Origin of the sequence: Achromobacter sp. 2789STDY5608615 (genome assembly GCF_001298995.1) — a bacterium.
GTDB classification, from domain to species: domain Bacteria; phylum Pseudomonadota; class Gammaproteobacteria; order Burkholderiales; family Burkholderiaceae_B; genus Achromobacter; species Achromobacter insuavis.
This window is the reverse complement of sequence record NZ_CYTY01000007.1, coordinates 162,152-178,025: the sequence shown is the minus strand read 5'-3', so window position 1 is coordinate 178,025 and position 15,874 is coordinate 162,152. Positions and strand designations below refer to the sequence as shown.

The window sequence follows — 15,874 nt, the reverse complement described above, 5'->3', positions numbered from 1 at the left end:
AGTCATACCACTTTGGCGGCCATCAGGTCGTGCATGTGCAAGGCGCCGAGCAGGGCGCCATCGGCGTCCAGCACCAGCATGTGATTGAGCCGCAGTTCGTCCATCTGGCGCGCGGCCTCGACGGCGAGCGCGTCCGGGTTGATGCTGCGCGGCGAGCGCGTCATGCCGGCCTCGACCGTGAGGCTGCGGATGTCGCCGTGGCGCGCGATCAGGCGGCGCAGGTCGCCGTCGGTGAAGATGCCCACCGGGCGGTGCTGGGCATCGCTCACCACGGTCATGCCCATGCCCTTGGCGGACATGACCTCGAGCGCCTGCGAGACCGGCGTGCCCTGCGCCACGACGGGCAGGGCGTCGCCCTGGCGCATGACGTTGCGCACGTGGGTCAGCAGGCGGCGGCCAAGCGCGCCGCCCGGGTGCGAGCGGGCGAAATCCTGCGGCCCGAACCCGCGCGCCTCGAGACAGGCCACGGCCAGCGCATCGCCCAGGGCCAGGGCCGTGGTGGTGCTGGCGGTGGGCGCCAGGTTCAGCGGGCAGGCTTCCTGGGACACGCTGGCGTCCAGGTGGACGTCGGCCAGCAGGGCCAGTTCGGATTGCGGATTGCCGGTGATGGCGACCAGGCCGGCGCCCATGCGGCGGGCCACCGGCAGGATGGTCAGCAGTTCCTGGCCGGTGCCGGAGTACGAAATGGCGATCAGGACGTCGTCGCGGGTGATCATGCCCAGGTCGCCGTGCACGGCCTCGGCGGCATGCACGAAGAAGGCGGGCGTGCCGGTCGAGGCCAGCGTGGCGGCGATCTTGCGGGCGATGTGGCCGGTCTTGCCGATGCCGCTGACGACCACGCGCCCACGGCAGGCCAGCAGCATCTCGACGACCCGCGCGAAGCTGTCGTCCAGCCGCGCGGACAGGTCCAGGATGCCCTGGCTTTCGATTTGCAGCGTCCGGCGCGCAGATGCCAGCGCGGTCTCGGACGTTGTGGTGGGATGGTCGGTCATCAGGGGATTTTAATATCAGGTTGCGGGTTTGCCCCTGGGAGGGGGGTATGGCATCCTGGCGACTCTTTTATCCGGCTATCAATCTTTCCTTTCCAGGCCCGCTCATGTCCAGCATTCCCAGTCCCGTCCTTGGCACGCCCCTGTCCCCCCTGGCCACCCGAGTCATGCTGCTCGGATCGGGCGAATTGGGCAAAGAGGTCATCATCGCCCTGCAGCGGCTGGGCGTGGAAGTCATTGCGGTGGACCGGTATGCCGACGCGCCTGGCCACCAGGTGGCGCATCGCGCCCACGTGGTGTCGATGACGGACCCGGAAGCCCTGGAAAAAATCATCCGGCAGGAGCAGCCGCACGTTATTGTCCCCGAAATCGAGGCCATTGCCACCAATTTGCTGGTGGACCTGGAAGCCGCCGGCGTGGCGCGGGTCACCCCGACCGCCCGGGCGGCCCAGCTGACCATGAACCGCGAGGGCATCCGCCGCCTGGCCGCCGAGACCCTGGGCCTGCCCACCTCGCCCTACGCCTTCGTCGATACCGAAGACGAATTGCGCCAGGCCATCGACGGCGGCATCGGCTATCCCTGCGTCATCAAGCCGGTCATGTCCTCGTCGGGCAAGGGCCAGTCCGTCATCAAGGGCGCGGACGACCTGGCCTCGGCCTGGCGCTACGCCCAGGAGGGCGGCCGGGTGGGCGGCGGCCGCGCCATCGTCGAGGGTTTCATCCGCTTCGACTACGAAATCACGCTGCTGACCGTGCGCGCCCGCGGCGCCGACGGCCAGGTCGAGACCCGCTACTGTGAGCCGATCGGCCACAAGCAGGTCGACGGCGACTACGTCGAGAGCTGGCAGCCCCATCCCATGTCGCCCGCCGCCCTGGAGCGCGCCCGCGAGATCGCCCTGGCCGTGACGGCCGAGCTGGGCGGCCTGGGCATTTTCGGCGTCGAGCTGTTCGTGGCCGGCGACCAGGTCTGGTTCTCCGAGGTCAGCCCGCGCCCGCACGATACCGGCATGGTCACCATGATCACCCAGGCCCAGAACGAATTCGAGCTGCACGCTCGCGCCCTGCTGGGCCTGCCGGTGGACACCTCGCTGCGCCAGCCCGGCGCCAGCAGCGTCATCTATGGCGGGGTCGAGGCCAAGGCCGTGTCGTTCCACAACGTCGCCCAGGCGCTGGTCGAGCCCGGCACCGACATCCGCCTGTTCGGCAAGCCCGAATCCTTCGTCAAGCGCCGCATGGGCGTGGGCCTGGCGGTCGCCGAGGACGTGGCCGCCGCGCGCGCCAAGGCCAAGCGCGTCTCCGCCGCCGTGACCGTCAAGGCTGGCTGACCCGTTGGTCAGCCCCCGGGCGCGCCAGCCGCGGCGCCCCGGATTTCCCGTTGCTTCCCAGCCACCCGCCGACAGGCGGGTGGCTTTTTTTCGTCGTGCGCCCACAACAGATTGCGACTGATTTCGGGGGCGGAGCGACAGAATTGTCATCCCTTGCGGCTATGCCCCTGCCATCGGTGTGGTTTGTGTTTTCGCACAGTTTGTTCGATAATTTCAGGAATTTCTGAAAACGGCGTAACTATTTATGTTTGCCGCCGTTGCATTTGCTGGCCTGGATGGATCATGGTGCTTACCCCTCAAAACGAACGTTTCGTCCTGCACTTCGGCGAAATGGGCAGCCGTTGGGGCGTGAATCGCACCGTCGGCCAGATCTACGCCTTGCTGTTCCTGGCGCCCCAGCCCCTGCATGCCGATGACATCGCCGAAACGCTGGGCTTTTCCCGTTCGAACGTCAGCCTGGGCCTGAAGGAGCTGCAGTCCTGGCGCCTGGTGAAGCTGGTGCACCAGGTCGGCGACCGCCGCGACTACTTCGAGACGCCCAAGGACGTCTGGGAGATCTTCCGCATCCTGATGGAAGAGAAGCGCAAGCGCGAAATCGATCCCACCCTGACCTTGCTGCGAGACACCCTGCTCGAGCCTCCCACGGGGCCCGATGGCGCCTACGCGCAGCAACGCATGACCGAAATGCTGGAGCTCATCGAACTGTCCACCGGATGGTTCGATGAGGTTCAACGTCTGCCGCCGGAGACGCTGCAGAACCTGATGAAGCTGGGTTCGAAAGTGCAGAAAGTGCTGGGCTTCGCCGGCAAGTTGCGGGGCAAAGGCTGATCGCTGATCCGCCCCGATTTTTTCAGGAAACCTCTATGAAGCTGTATACAACGCCCTTATCATGGCGCGAGAGACGGCCTGGGAACCATGCCGGTTGCTGTGGCTACTCACCTGCATGGGAGCGCCCCAATGATTGATCTCGACGTCGTCAACCTGTCGCGATTCCAGTTTGCCGCGACCGCGCTGTACCACTTCCTCTTCGTCCCTCTCACGCTCGGCCTGTCGTTCATCCTGGCCATCATGGAAAGCGTGTACGTCATGACTGGCCGCCCCATCTGGAAGCGGATGACGATGTTCTGGGGCACCCTGTTCGGCATCAACTTCGCGCTGGGCGTGGCCACGGGCGTGGTCATGGAGTTCCAGTTCGGCATGAACTGGTCGTACTACAGCCACTACGTGGGCGACATCTTCGGCGCGCCGCTGGCGCTCGAAGGGCTGATGGCCTTCTTCCTGGAAGCCACCTTCGTCGGCCTGTTCTTCTTCGGCTGGAACCGCATGTCCAAGGTCAGCCACCTGGTGGTGACCTGGCTGGTGGCGTTCGGCACCAACTTCTCGGCGCTGTGGATCCTGATCGCCAACGGCTGGATGCAGAACCCGGTGGGCGCGGTGTTCAACCCCGACACCATGCGCATGGAAATGACCGACTTCGCCGCGGTGATCTTCAACCCGGTGGCGCAGGCCAAGTTCGTGCATACGGTCAGCGCGGGCTACGTGGCCGGCGCCATGTTCGTCATGTCGATCAGCGCCTGGTACCTGCTCAAGGGCCGCCACACCGACCTGGCCAAGCGCTCGATGGCGGTCGCCGCCAGCTTCGGCCTGGCGTCGGCGCTGTCGGTCGTCGTGCTGGGTGACGAAAGCGGTTATCTCACCACCGAACACCAGAAGATGAAGATCGCGGCCATGGAATCCATGTGGCACACCGAGCCGGCGCCCGCGTCCTTCAACCTGATCGCGCTGCCCAACCAGGCCGAACGCAAGAACGACTTCGCCATCGAGATTCCCTACGTCATGGGCCTCATCGGCACGCGTTCGCTGACGACGCCGCTGCTGGGCATCAACGACCTGATCCTGCGCGCCGAAAACCGCATCCGCGACGGCATGGTGGCGTACGACGCCCTGCAGAAGATCCGCGCCAATCCCAAGGATGTCGATGCGCGCATGGTGTTCGACCGCACCTGGCCCGATCTCGGCTACGCGCTGCTGGTCAAGCGCTACCAGACCGACATGAGCAAGGTCACCGAGGAAGACATCAAGAAGGCCGCGGTGGATACCGTGCCGAACGTGGCGCCGCTGTTCTGGGCGTTCCGCGTCATGGTGGCCGTGGGCATGTACCTGATCCTGTTCTTCGGCGTGGCGTTCTGGCTGGCCTCGCGTGGCCGCCTCGACAGCCGCCGCGGCCTGCTGAAGGTGGCGCTGTGGAGCCTGCCGATGCCCTGGATCGCCATCGAGAGCGGCTGGTTCGTGGCCGAGTATGGCCGCCAGCCGTGGGTGATCGAAGGCGTGCTGCCGACGTACTACGCGGCGTCCGGCCTGACCATCGCCGACCTGGCCATCAGCCTGACGATCTTCCTGGTGCTGTACACCGCGCTGTTGATCATTGGCGTCAAGGTCATGCTGCACGCCGTGCGCAAGGGCCCGAAGTCCGACGCGCCGGCCCCGGCCAGCGCCGCCGCCGATCCCGTCCACGCCGCCGTGCGCGCTTAAGGGAGAGAAGCCATGGATACCCTTATTCCTTTTGACTACGCCACCTTGCGGGTGGTCTGGTGGGTGCTGCTGGGCGCGCTGCTGATCGGCTTTGCCGTCATGGACGGCTTCGATCTGGGCGTGGCCGCGCTGCTGCCGGTGGTCGCCAAGACCGACGCCGAACGCCGCGTGGTGATCAATGTGGTCGGCCCCGTGTGGGAAGGCAACCAGGTGTGGCTGATCACCGCGGGTGGCGCCATTTTCGCCGCCTGGCCGCTGTTGTATGCCGCGTCGTTCTCGGGCTTCTACCTGGCGATGATGCTGGCGCTGATCGCGCTGATCCTGCGTCCGGTCGGCTTCAAGTACCGCAGCAAGATGGAAGGCACGCGCTGGCGCAACAGCTGGGACGGCGTGCTGTGCTTCTCGGGCGTGGTGGCCTCGCTGGTGTTCGGCGTGGCCGTGGGCAACATCATCCTCGGCGTGCCGTTCACGTTCGACGAGAACGCGCTGCGCATGGTGTACCAGGGCCACTTCTACCAGCTGTTCACGCCGTTCGCGCTGCTGTGCGGCGTGCTGAGCGTGGTGATGCTGGCGATGCATGGCGCGGTGCTGCTGGCCTGGCGCACCGAGGATCCGATCTCGTCGCGGGCCCGCAACTGGGGGCGTCTGTTGGCGCTGCTGACGCTGGTGCTGTTCGTCGCGGGCGGGTTCTGGGTGAAGGCGCTTGGCGGTCACGCCATCACCAGCGCCGTCGACATGCAGGGACCGTCGGATCCCATGCTCAAGACGGTCGCGGTGCAGGCCGGCGCCTGGATGGCCAACTACGCCAAGTGGCCGCTGATGTGGATCGCGCCCGCGCTGGGCGTGGCGGGCGCCGTGCTGGTGCTGCTGCTGTTGACGCTGCGCGCCAACGTGCTGTCGTTCCTGGCCTCGGCGGTGTCGATCGCCGGTGTCATCCTGACGGTCGGCTTCTCGCTGTTCCCGTTCCTGATGCCGTCGTCGACCAATCCCAAGGCCGGCCTGACGGTCTGGGACGCCTCGTCCAGCCACATGACGCTGTGGATCATGGTGATCGCCGTGGTCATCTTCCTGCCGATCGTGACGCTCTACACCGCCTGGGTGTACCGCGTCATGCGCGGCAAGGTGACGCACGAATCCGTGGGCGACACGCCCAACTCGTACTGATCTAAGGAGCCTTCACCATGTGGTATTTCTCATGGGTACTCGGTCTGGGATTGGCGTGTGCGTTCGCCATCCTCAACGCAATGTGGTTCGAGCTGCGCGAAGGTCACTCGCATGACCCGCGCGCCAGCCGTAACGACGAGTGAGCGGCCGCGCCAGCAGCCTCGAGCATGACCCCTCGGCCACCCTGCGCAAGCCGCCGCGCGAGCAATCGCGCTGGCTGATGGCGCTGGCCGGGGCGGCCCGGCTGCCGCTCATCCTGGCGGGCGCGGCGCCGCTGGCGTCGGGCGCGTTGTTGGTGGTCCAGGCCTGGCTGCTGGCCAGCGTGCTGGACGCCGCCATCGTGCGGCAGGCGCCGCGCCTGGAACTGCTTGGCCAGATCCTGGCCATCGCCGCGTTGATGCTGGCGCGCGCCTGCATCACCTGGGCGGGCGAGCGCGCCGGGGCCGACGCCGCCGAGCGCATCAAGCGCCACGTGCGCCAGGCGCTGTTCGCGCGCCTGCTGCGCAAGGGGCCTGACTGGAGCCGCCGGCAGGCCTCGGGCGAGATCGCCAGCGCGCTGGTGGACCAGGTCGAGGCGCTCGACGGTTTCTTCTCCAAGTATCTGCCGGCCATGGCCGCGGCGGCGCTGCTGCCGGTGGCGTTTGCGGTCCTGTTGCTGCCGGTGGATGTGATCGCGGGGCTGGTGCTGTTGATCACCGCGCCGCTGATTCCGCTGTTCATGGCGCTGGTCGGCTGGGGCGCGCAAGGCGCCAGCCGGCGTCACCTGCGGGCCTTCGCGCGGTTGTCGGGATTCTTCGCCGACCGCCTGCGCGGCCTCTCCACCCTGAAGCTGTATGGCCGCGCCGAAGCCGAGGCGGCTTCCGTCGCCGCCGCCAGCGATGCGCTGCGCCAGCGCACCATGTCCGTGCTGCGGATCGCCTTCCTGTCGTCGGCGGTGCTGGAATTCTTCGCCGCGTTGGGCGTGGCGGGCGTGGCCGTCTACATCGGCCTGAGCTACCTGGGGTTCCTGGACCTGCGCTGGTCGCCGTTCACGTTGCAGGCCGGCCTGTTCTGTCTGCTGATGGCGCCGGAGGTCTATGCGCCGTTGCGCCAGTTCGCCGCGCACTACCACGACCGCGCCACGGCGCTGGCGGCGGTGTCGCAGATCGCCACGTTGTTCGATGGCCTGCCGCAAGAGGGCGCCGTCGAACCGCGCCCGGATGCGTCGATGGCGCTGGTATCGGGCGCCGCCGGGTTGACGGTGACGGGCTTGACCATGACGGCGCCTGGCCGGCCCGTGCCGGTGTTGTCCGCGGCGGCGTTGACGCTGGCCCCGGGCGAGCACGCGGCCTTGATGGGCCCGAGCGGCATCGGCAAGTCCACCCTGATCGAGGCCATCGCGCGTCTGCGCCCGGGCGACGGCGACATCCGTCTCGATGGCGTGCCGCTGGGCCAGTGGGGCGAGGCCGACCTGCGCGCGCGCGTGGCGCTGATCGGGCAGAAGCCGCAGCTGCTGGCGGGGTCGATCGCGGACAACATCCGCCTGGGACGTCCCGATGCGTCCGATGCCATGGTGCATGACGCGGCGCGCCGCGCCTGTGTGCTCGAATTCGCCGCCGCGTTGCCGCAAGGGCTGGACACGCCGCTGGGCAGCCGCGGCCATGGCCTGTCGGGCGGCCAGGCGCAACGCGTCGCGCTGGCGCGCCTGTTCCTGCGCGATCCCGGGCTGATCCTGCTGGACGAGCCCACGGCGCATCTGGACGAGGCCACGCAGGCGCGGGTGCTGGACGAGATCCTGGCATTCGCCGCGGGCCGCACGCTGCTGCTCGCCACCCACTCGCCCGCGGTGGCGGCGCGTTTCGCGCGCGTGCTGCGCGTGGCCGATGCCAAAGTGAAAGACGCATGAAGAACCTGTTGCTGCTTCTGCCCCTGTACGTACGCCGCAAGGCCGGCCTGTTGCTTGCGCTGTTCTGTGCGCTGGCGACGGTGGCCGCGGGCGTCGGCCTGCTGGGCGTGTCGGGCTGGTTCCTGACCGGCGCCGCATTGGCCGGCGCCGGCGGCGCCTTCAACCTGTTCGCGCCGTCCGCGCTGGTGCGGGGCCTGTCGTTCCTGCGCATCGTGTCGCGTTATGCCGACCGGGTGGTCGGGCATGCCGCCACGCTGCGCCTGCTGGCCGACCTGCGCGCGGCGGTCTTCACGGCGCTGATCCGCCTGACGCCGCGCCAGCTGGCGCGTTACCGCAGCGGCGACCTGGTGGCGCGCATGACGGGCGACGTCGACGCGCTCGATACCGTGTTCCTGTTCGTGCTGGCGCCGCTGGCGACGGCCATCCTGGCCGGCGCGGCGTTGACCGCGGTGCTGGGGTATTGGGTGCCGGCCGCGGCCTTGGTGTTCGCCCTGGCGCTGCTGGTGGTTTGTGCCGTGGTGCCACTGTGGCTGCTGCGCGCCGCGCGCAAGCCCGGCGAGGCCGCGCAGGAGAGCGCCGCCGGACTGCGCGCCGCCGTGCTCGACGCGGTCGATGGCCATGCCGATATGGTCGCGCTGCACGCGCAGTCGCAGACCCAGGCGCATTTCGAACAATTGTGCGAAGCCAGCGCGCGGGCGCGCGGCAGCCAGGCCCGGGTCGCGGCGCGCGGGCAATGGTTCCTGCAGGCGGCGGCCGGGCTGTCGGTGCTGGCGCTGTTGTGGTTCGGCCTCGCGCGTTACGAAGCGGGCGCGCTGCAGGGGCCGTTGCTGGTGGGGCTGCTGCTGGCCGTGATCGGCATCTTCGAGGTGGCCGGCCCGATCATGCGCGGCGCTTCGCGCATGGGGTCGGCGCTGTCGGCCGCCGCGCGCATCCGCGACGTGGCGCAGCGCGAGCCCGACATGCGCGACCCCGCCGCGCCTAGCCCGCTGCCGACGCGCGGCGCGCTGGAACTGGTCGATGTGTCGTTCGCCTATCCGGCGCGGGCCGGCGAGACGCCGGCGCCGCTGCTGCGCAACGTGCAACTGCGGGTCGAGCCGGGTGAACGGGTCGCCATCCTGGGAGAGAGTGGCGCGGGCAAGTCCACGCTGCTGCATCTGCTGCTGCGCCTGGAGGATCCGCTGGCCGGCCAGGTGCGCTATGCCGGTGTCGATGCCCGCGCCTGTGCGCAGGCGGACTGGCATCGGCGCATCGCGTTGCTGTCGCAGGACGCGCCGGTGTTTCTCGGCACCCTGCGCACCAATCTGCTGATTGGCGATCCGCAGGCCGGCGACGCCGAGCTGTGGCGCGCGCTGGACGCCGCCCGCCTGGGGGAGTTCGTGCGCGGCTTGCCCGACGGGCTGGATACCTGGGCCGGTGAAACCGGCTCGTTGCTGTCCGCCGGGCAGGCGCGGCGCCTGTGCCTGGCGCGGGCGTTGTTGTCGCCGGCCGACGTCATCGTGCTGGATGAACCGACGGCCGGACTGGATGCGGCGGCCGAGGCGGCGTTCTTTGCCGACCTGGAACACGCGGTGCGGGGACGCACCGTCGTGCTGGCCACGCATGCCGTTCTGCCGCCCGGCGCCGTCGACCGCTGTTGTACCTTGCGCGGCGGACAGTTGCATGACATGTCAACACCGGTGGCGGTCCTGGCTTAAGCGCGGTTGCGCGGTTATAGTTCGCCTTGCTTCAATTCTCCTGGGCCAGCTTCCATGCAGACCGACAACGCCGAGTACATCCGGCGCACCATCCGCAGCGTGCCTGACTGGCCCCAACCTGGTGTCATTTTTCGCGACATCACGCCAGTGCTGCAGGATCCGCGTGCGTTCCGGGTGCTGATCGACCTTTTCGTCTACCGCTACATGCGCCAGCGCCTGGATCTGGTGGCGGGCGTGGACGCGCGCGGCTTCATCATCGGCAGCGTGCTGGCCTATGAACTCAACCTGGGTTTCGTGCCGGTGCGCAAGAAGGGCAAGCTGCCGTACCGCACCGTGGCCGAGGAATACTCGCTCGAATACGGCAACGCGGCCGTCGAGATGCACACTGATTCCGTGCGCACCGGCCAGCGCGTCCTGCTGGTGGATGACCTGATCGCCACGGGCGGCACGATGCTGGCGGCCATCAAGCTGCTGCAGCGCCTGGGCGCGAACGTGGTCGAGGCCGCCGCCATCATCGACCTGCCCGAACTCGGCGGGTCGACCAAGATCGCGGCCACCGGCACGCCGCTCTATACCGTCTGTCAATACGATAGCGCGTCGGTCTGAGGCCGGCGCGGGCGGACGCCTCAGGCGTCCGTCTCAGGCATCCGCGTCACGCGTCCGAGAGCCGCGGCTGGATGAAGTCCAGGAAGGCCTTGGTCTTGGCCGGCAGCATGCGCGACGGCAGCAGGGCGAACAGGGGCAGGGGCGTCAGGCTCCAGTCGGGCAGCACGCGCACCAGGCCGGCCTGCTTGATGGCCCGCTCCATTGCATCGAACACCAGCAGCGGCGTGATGCCCAGGCCCTGTCCGGCCAGGCGTCCCAGCATGCCGACATTGTTGGCCGACAGCCGGCCCGACACCTGCACGCGCTCCACCTTGTCACCCGAATGCAGCATCCAGAAGGATGACTCGTCGCGCATCGTCGGGCGCAGGCACTCGTGGTGGCTCAGGTCCGCCGGCACCCGCGGCTCGCCATGGCGCGCCAGATAGTCGGGCGAGGCATACAGCTGGTGCGCCATCAGCACGATCTTGCGCGAGATGAGGCTGGAATCGGGCTGTTGCCCGAAGCGCAGGATCAGGTCGAACGGATTGCTGATCGGGTCGATCGGCCGCATGCTCAGGTCGAAATCACATTCGATATCGGGGTGCTGTTCGCGGAACTCGCGGATCACGGCGGGAAGGAACAGCTGCGCCAGGCTGGTGGGCAGCGAGATGCGCAGGCGGCCCTTGGGCTGTACCGCCATGTCTAGCAGCTGGTCGTGGGCGATGCGGGCTTCTTCGACGATATGCCGGCAGCGCTCGAAATAGATGGCGCCGGCTTCGGTCAGGTCGATCTTGCGCGTGCTGCGGTTCAGCAGGCGCATGCCGACGCTGCGCTCAAGTTCACTGACGCGCCGCGAGAGCGTGGACGTTGGAATATTCAAGGCTTCGGCGGCGTGGCTGAAGTTCTTGCGCTTGGCGACCTCGACGAAAAGCGCGATGTCGTTAAGCTGAATATCCATGGTGCCCTCAAACTCCAAATTCCATTTCTGGCAGGTTCATATGATAAGTGGAAATATTGTCCCGCCAGTGGAAATGTCTATTTAGCCAACATGAATGACTATTCCGTCAGATGGGAAACGTACGTTCCGTTACCAGGCTGGCGCGCGGCTGAATGCCCGTGTGGCCTTGCGCCATAGGACGCGACCCGTTGTTGCGCGGCGCGAGGCCCGTTCCGGCGGGATACGCTTTGCAATTGTCCCGTACATGCAAATATGTTCACCAAAATAAGGGTTTTTACTAGGGCCTGATCGCCAGATACTGCATCCCAGCAATCGAATTGTCACATTGCCGCCGCCGCCCTGGTGGCGGACGGTGTGCCAGGTTTAGGATGGAGTCATCACAATGAAAGCCCTAGCTACCGCACTCATGGTTACCGCAACGCTGGCGGGCATGTCCGCCGCCCACGCCGATGGCAAGACGCGTGAACAGGTCCAGCAGGAACTGCAGGCCGCCAAGGCCGCCGGCCAGGTCACGTTCGGCGAACTGGACTATCCGCCCGCCATCGCCCAGCAGACGGGCATGACGCGCGAACAGGTCCAACAGGAACTGCAAAGCGCCAAGGCCGCCGGCCAGGTCACCAGCGGCGAGCTGGACTACCCGCCGCGCGCCGCCGCCACGCAGACGGTCGGCAAGACCCGCGAACAGGTGCGCGAAGAACTGGCCCAGGCCAAGGCCCGCGGCGAATACACCTTCGGTGAACTGGACTACCCGCCCAAGGGTCGTTGATCCGAGACTGTCCGCCACGACGCCGAATCGGAAAACCCCTTGCCCGCCAAGGGGTTTTTTATCTCTCGGTCCGGGGCTCGCCATCGCCGCCGTTGTCGTGTTTATGCCGCATCGACTGTGCCACCCACACAACATGTGATGTCGATTTCCCTCGGGCACGGCGACTCGCGGCAGTCCTGAAAACACGAATTGTGAGCAAGAATTCACATTTGATATCAAGGCCTTAATGCGCATCTTCCGGAACCGTGGCGCGGCATGCGGCGGGCATTATCCCGCCCATGGAGAGTAGTTCTTCGAAATCCGGGTTACTTCAAATTGTTCCAGGGCAGACACTAGATTCAGTGCAGACGCCGCTCGCTTTTTTTCGTAGCGGCACGCAGGCCGCGGCGATGCCGCCGCGTGGTTGCGGGATGCCTTTATCTCTCGCCATTTTGGGGACTTTTATGAAGAAGACGCTATTGGCAGTCGCGTTGCTGGCCGGTTTCGCCGGCGCCGCGCATGCCGCTGATTCCGTGACGCTGTACGGTTTGATCGACGCCGGTGTCGGCTACGAGCAAGTGAAGTTCAAGGGCCAGTCGCAAAGCCGCATCGGCGCCGTGCAAGGCGTGAGCAGCGGCTCGCGCTTCGGCCTGCGCGGCACGGAAGACCTGGGTGACGGCCTGCGCGCCGTGTTCAACCTGGAAGGCGGTTTCGGCCCGATGAACGGCCAATCGCTGCAGAACGGTCGCCTGTGGGGCCGCCAGGCCACCGTGGGCCTGGACAGTGATTCGTGGGGCCGCCTGGAATTCGGCCGCCAGACCAACCTGGCCTCGAAGTACTTCGGTTCGATCGATCCGTTCGCCATCAGCTACAACACCGCCAACCTGGGTACGACGTTCAGCAGCGCCAACACCATGCGCCTGGACAACATGGTCCTGTACCAAACCCCCAGCATGGACGGCTTCAAGCTGGGCGTGGGCTATTCGTTCAGCGCCGATGACACCGTCGAAGACGGCGTCAAGGAAAAGCACCAGACCGGCTTCGCCACGGGCAACAACAACCGTGTCCTGACCGTGGGCGCCCAATACCTGAACGGTCCGCTGAACCTGGCCGCGGCCTACGACCGCTTCAATCCGTCCAATGACAGCATCGGCGGCAAGTCCAGCTCGCGCGTCCAGGAATACATCATCGGCGGCACCTACGACTTCGAAGTGGTGAAGCTGGCGGCGGCGTTCAGCCAGACCCGCGACGGCTGGTTCATCGGCCAGAACATGGGCACGACGCCGGACGGCATGCAGAAGCTGGGCTCGTTCAAGCTGGCTGACGGTTTCCGCGCCAATTCCTACATGATCGGCGCCACCGTGCCCCTGGGCCGCCACGCCATCTTCGGTTCCTGGCAGCGCGCCACGCCGAACAACGACAAGCTGACCGGCGACGACGCGACGTTCAACGTCTACAGCCTGGGCTACACGTACGACTTCACCAAGCGCACCAACCTGTACGCGTACGCCTCCTACGGCGACAACTACGCGTTCCAGCACGATGCGCGCGACACCGCGTTCGCGGTGGGTCTGCGTCACCGTTTCTAAGCGAGGGTATCGGCCCGACCGCACCTTGCTGAATGCGCGGCACATCTCCGTGAGCCGCCGAGTGACAGCGAACCCCCCCTTCAGGTTGCGGCCGGGCGAGTCCTGAGCAGAGAAGGGAAGGGCCTCCATGTGGAGGCCCTCTCGTTTTTGGGCGCCTGCTTTTTCGAGGCTTACAGGAACAGCTTGTAGGCCGGGTTGTCGGTCTCGTTCCAGTGGGGGTAGCCGAGCTCCGCCACGAAGCCGCGGAATTGCTTCTTGTCCGCCGCCGGCACCTGGATGCCGATCAGGATGCGGCCGTAGTCGGCGCCCTGGTTGCGGTAATGGAACAGGCTGATGTTCCAGTCGGGGTTCATGGCGTTCAGGAAACGCATCAGCGCGCCCGGGCGTTCCGGGAATTCGAAGCGATAGAGCAGTTCGTCGCGCGCCTGCGCGGACCGGCCGCCGACCATGTGGCGCAAGTGGGTCTTGGCCATTTCGTCGTGCGTCAGGTCGAGCGTATCGAAGCCATGGCGGCGGAAGTGGCTGGCGATCTTGTCGGGTTCGGCCGGCGACGAGACCTGCAGGCCGACGAACACGTGGGCGCGGTCGGAATCGGAAATGCGGTAGTTGAACTCGGTGACGCTGCGTTCGCCGACCAGTTCGCAGAAGCGGCGGAAGCTGCCGCGCTGTTCCGGCATGGTGACGGCGAAGACGGCCTCGCGCATTTCGCCGACCTCGGCGCGTTCGGCCACGAAGCGCAGGCGGTCGAAGTTCATGTTGGCGCCGCAGGCGATGGCGACCAGCGTCTTGTCCTTGAGCTTGTGCTCGGCGGCGTACTGCTTGGCGCCGGCCACGGCCATGGCGCCGGCCGGTTCCAGCACGCTGCGCGTGTCCTGGAACACATCCTTGATGGCGGCGCAGATCGAGTCGGTGTCCACCACCACGAAATCATCGACGTACTTGCGCGTCAGCTTGAAGGTCTCGGCGCCCACCAGCTTGACGGCGGTGCCGTCCGAGAACAGCCCGACATCGTTCAATTGCACCCGGCGGCCGGCGCGCACGCTGCGCAGCATGGCGTCGGAGTCTTCGGTCTGCACGCCGATGATCTTGATCTCGGGGCGCAACTGCTTGATGTAGGCGGCCACGCCGGCGATCAGGCCGCCGCCGCCGATGGCCACGAAGATGGCGTCGATCGGGCCGGGGTGCTGGCGCAGGATCTCCATGCCCACCGTGCCCTGGCCGGCGATCACGTCGGGATCGTCGAACGGATGCACGAAGGTCAGTTTCTCTTTCTTTTCCAGCGTCTGCGCGTGGGCGTAGGCGTCGGAGAAGCTCTCGCCGGCCAGCACCACTTCGCCGCCCAGCCGGCGCACCGCGTCGATCTTGACCTGCGGGCTGGTGGTGGGCATGACGATGACCGCGCGGCAGCCGAGCCGCGACGCGGCCAGCGCCACGCCCTGGGCGTGGTTGCCGGCCGAGGCCGCGATCACGCCGCGGTTGCGCGCCGCCGGCGCGAGGTTGGCCATCTTGTTGTACGTCCCGCGCAGCTTGAAGCTGAATACCGCCTGGGTGTCCTCGCGCTTGAGCAGGATCGTATTCGCCATGCGCTGCGACAGCAGGGGCGCGGCTTCGAGCGGCGATTCGACCGCGACGTCGTAGACCTTGGAGGTCAGGATGCGTTTCAGATAATCGGTGGACATGGACTGCGCTTGGGGTAGGGGCGGAAAAATGGAGCGCCAGGCTCGCGGGCCCGATGGCGTGAGCGGGATTATTGCAGGGAAAGCCGGGTCGCCCGACGGTTTTCCGCCAGTTTCATCATGGACCGGACGGGCCCGGCCGGCCGCCGGCCCGCGCGCGGCTACACTCGCTGGCATCATGGAAGAAAGCCTGCTATCGGCCATTCATTGGCTACTGAACCTGTTGGCCCTGCCCTCGGTAGGCCTGCCCGCCATCTTCATCGTTTCGCTGATCTCGGCGACGTTGCTGCCGCTCGGCTCGGAGCCGGCGGTGTTCGGCTACATCAAGCTGTCGCCCGACATGTTCTGGCCCGCCATCCTGGTGGCGACCGCCGGCAACACCATCGGCGGCGCCATCAGCTACGCCATGGGCCTGGGCGCGGAAAAGGCCTTCCAGCGCTGGAAGGAACGCCATCCCCATGCGGCGGACGAACATCGCATGCGGGGCCGCTGGAACGAACGGGCGCATGCCTGGATCCATCGCCTGGGGCCGCCGGCCCTGCTGCTGTCCTGGCTGCCGGGGGTGGGCGATCCGCTGTGCGCCGTGGCCGGCTGGCTGCGGCTGCCGTTCTGGCCCTGCGTGGCCTATATGGCCATCGGCAAGTTCCTGCGCTACCTGGCGATGACGGCCAGTCTGCTGTGGCTGTTCCCGGGTCAGGTATAGCGCTGACGTCGCGCTTAATAAGGGACATA

At 67.0% G+C, this 15,874-nt stretch carries 14 protein-coding genes; 11 read left to right on the top strand and 3 right to left on the bottom strand.

All coding sequences use genetic code 11. From position 1 onward, the window contains the following. Positions 1-2 precede the first annotated feature (2 nt). Positions 3-992: a KpsF/GutQ family sugar-phosphate isomerase gene (locus tag AOZ49_RS08765; RefSeq protein WP_054429291.1), complete on the bottom strand. Its 990-nt coding sequence runs from the start codon at positions 990-992 to the stop codon at positions 3-5. A gap of 104 nt (positions 993-1,096) precedes the next feature. On the opposite strand from AOZ49_RS08765, the gene purT reads away from it, so the two are divergent. The 8 genes from purT to AOZ49_RS08725 all read left to right on the top strand — a co-directional run bounded on the left by purT (position 1,097) and on the right by AOZ49_RS08725 (position 10,195). Continuing rightward, positions 1,097-2,314 carry a formate-dependent phosphoribosylglycinamide formyltransferase gene (gene purT, locus AOZ49_RS08760; protein ID WP_054429292.1) on the top strand — a complete coding sequence of 406 codons (1,218 nt, stop codon included), beginning with the start codon at positions 1,097-1,099 and terminating at the stop codon, positions 2,312-2,314. A gap of 282 nt (positions 2,315-2,596) precedes the next feature. Next, the gene (locus AOZ49_RS08755; RefSeq protein WP_049076860.1) at positions 2,597-3,142 is read left to right on the top strand and encodes a GbsR/MarR family transcriptional regulator; all 546 of its coding nucleotides are present in this window, start codon (positions 2,597-2,599) and stop codon (positions 3,140-3,142) included. 129 nt (positions 3,143-3,271) lie between these two features. Further along, positions 3,272-4,846: a cytochrome ubiquinol oxidase subunit I gene (locus AOZ49_RS08750; RefSeq protein ID WP_054429293.1), complete on the top strand. Its 1,575-nt coding sequence runs from the start codon at positions 3,272-3,274 to the stop codon at positions 4,844-4,846. A 12-nt stretch (positions 4,847-4,858) separates the two neighbouring features. Then, a complete protein-coding gene (cydB, locus tag AOZ49_RS08745; protein WP_054429294.1) occupies positions 4,859-6,010 on the top strand; it encodes a cytochrome d ubiquinol oxidase subunit II in 1,152 nt (383 codons plus the stop codon). A gap of 17 nt (positions 6,011-6,027) precedes the next feature. Continuing rightward, positions 6,028-6,153, top strand: coding sequence for a cytochrome bd-I oxidase subunit CydX (gene cydX, locus AOZ49_RS08740; protein WP_054474887.1), 126 nt, complete (start codon positions 6,028-6,030; stop codon positions 6,151-6,153). Then, a complete protein-coding gene (gene cydD / locus AOZ49_RS08735; protein ID WP_054474886.1) occupies positions 6,150-7,895 on the top strand; it encodes a thiol reductant ABC exporter subunit CydD in 1,746 nt (581 codons plus the stop codon). The genes cydX and cydD overlap by 4 nt, the downstream gene beginning before the upstream one ends. After that, on the top strand, positions 7,892-9,589 hold the full coding sequence (cydC, locus tag AOZ49_RS08730) for a thiol reductant ABC exporter subunit CydC (protein WP_054474885.1): 1,698 nt from the start codon (positions 7,892-7,894) through the stop codon (positions 9,587-9,589). The genes cydD and cydC overlap by 4 nt, the downstream gene beginning before the upstream one ends. A gap of 54 nt (positions 9,590-9,643) precedes the next feature. Continuing rightward, complete coding sequence (locus tag AOZ49_RS08725; protein WP_054429297.1) at positions 9,644-10,195, top strand: adenine phosphoribosyltransferase; 552 nt, start codon at positions 9,644-9,646, stop codon at positions 10,193-10,195. 46 nt (positions 10,196-10,241) lie between these two features. Here the strand turns inward: AOZ49_RS08725 and AOZ49_RS08720 are convergent, their stop codons facing one another. After that, positions 10,242-11,132: a LysR family transcriptional regulator gene (locus tag AOZ49_RS08720; protein WP_006391793.1), complete on the bottom strand. Its 891-nt coding sequence runs from the start codon at positions 11,130-11,132 to the stop codon at positions 10,242-10,244. Positions 11,133-11,514: 382 nt separating this feature from the next. Between AOZ49_RS08720 and AOZ49_RS08715 the strand changes: the two genes are divergently transcribed. Continuing rightward, a complete protein-coding gene (locus AOZ49_RS08715) occupies positions 11,515-11,898 on the top strand; it encodes a DUF4148 domain-containing protein (protein ID WP_054429298.1) in 384 nt (127 codons plus the stop codon). A gap of 443 nt (positions 11,899-12,341) precedes the next feature. Beyond that, complete coding sequence (locus AOZ49_RS08710; RefSeq protein WP_054429299.1) at positions 12,342-13,466, top strand: porin; 1,125 nt, start codon at positions 12,342-12,344, stop codon at positions 13,464-13,466. Between the two features lie 170 nt (positions 13,467-13,636). On the opposite strand, the gene ilvA is transcribed toward AOZ49_RS08710, so the two are convergent. Further along, positions 13,637-15,145 carry a threonine ammonia-lyase, biosynthetic gene (ilvA, locus tag AOZ49_RS08705; RefSeq protein ID WP_054474884.1) on the bottom strand — a complete coding sequence of 503 codons (1,509 nt, stop codon included), beginning with the start codon at positions 15,143-15,145 and terminating at the stop codon, positions 13,637-13,639. A gap of 175 nt (positions 15,146-15,320) precedes the next feature. Here ilvA and AOZ49_RS08700 point away from each other — a divergent pair, with 175 nt between their 5' ends. Next, positions 15,321-15,845, top strand: a complete 525-nt coding sequence (locus tag AOZ49_RS08700; RefSeq protein WP_054429301.1) for a YqaA family protein — start codon at positions 15,321-15,323, stop codon at positions 15,843-15,845. The last annotated feature ends 29 nt before the right edge of the window (positions 15,846-15,874 follow it).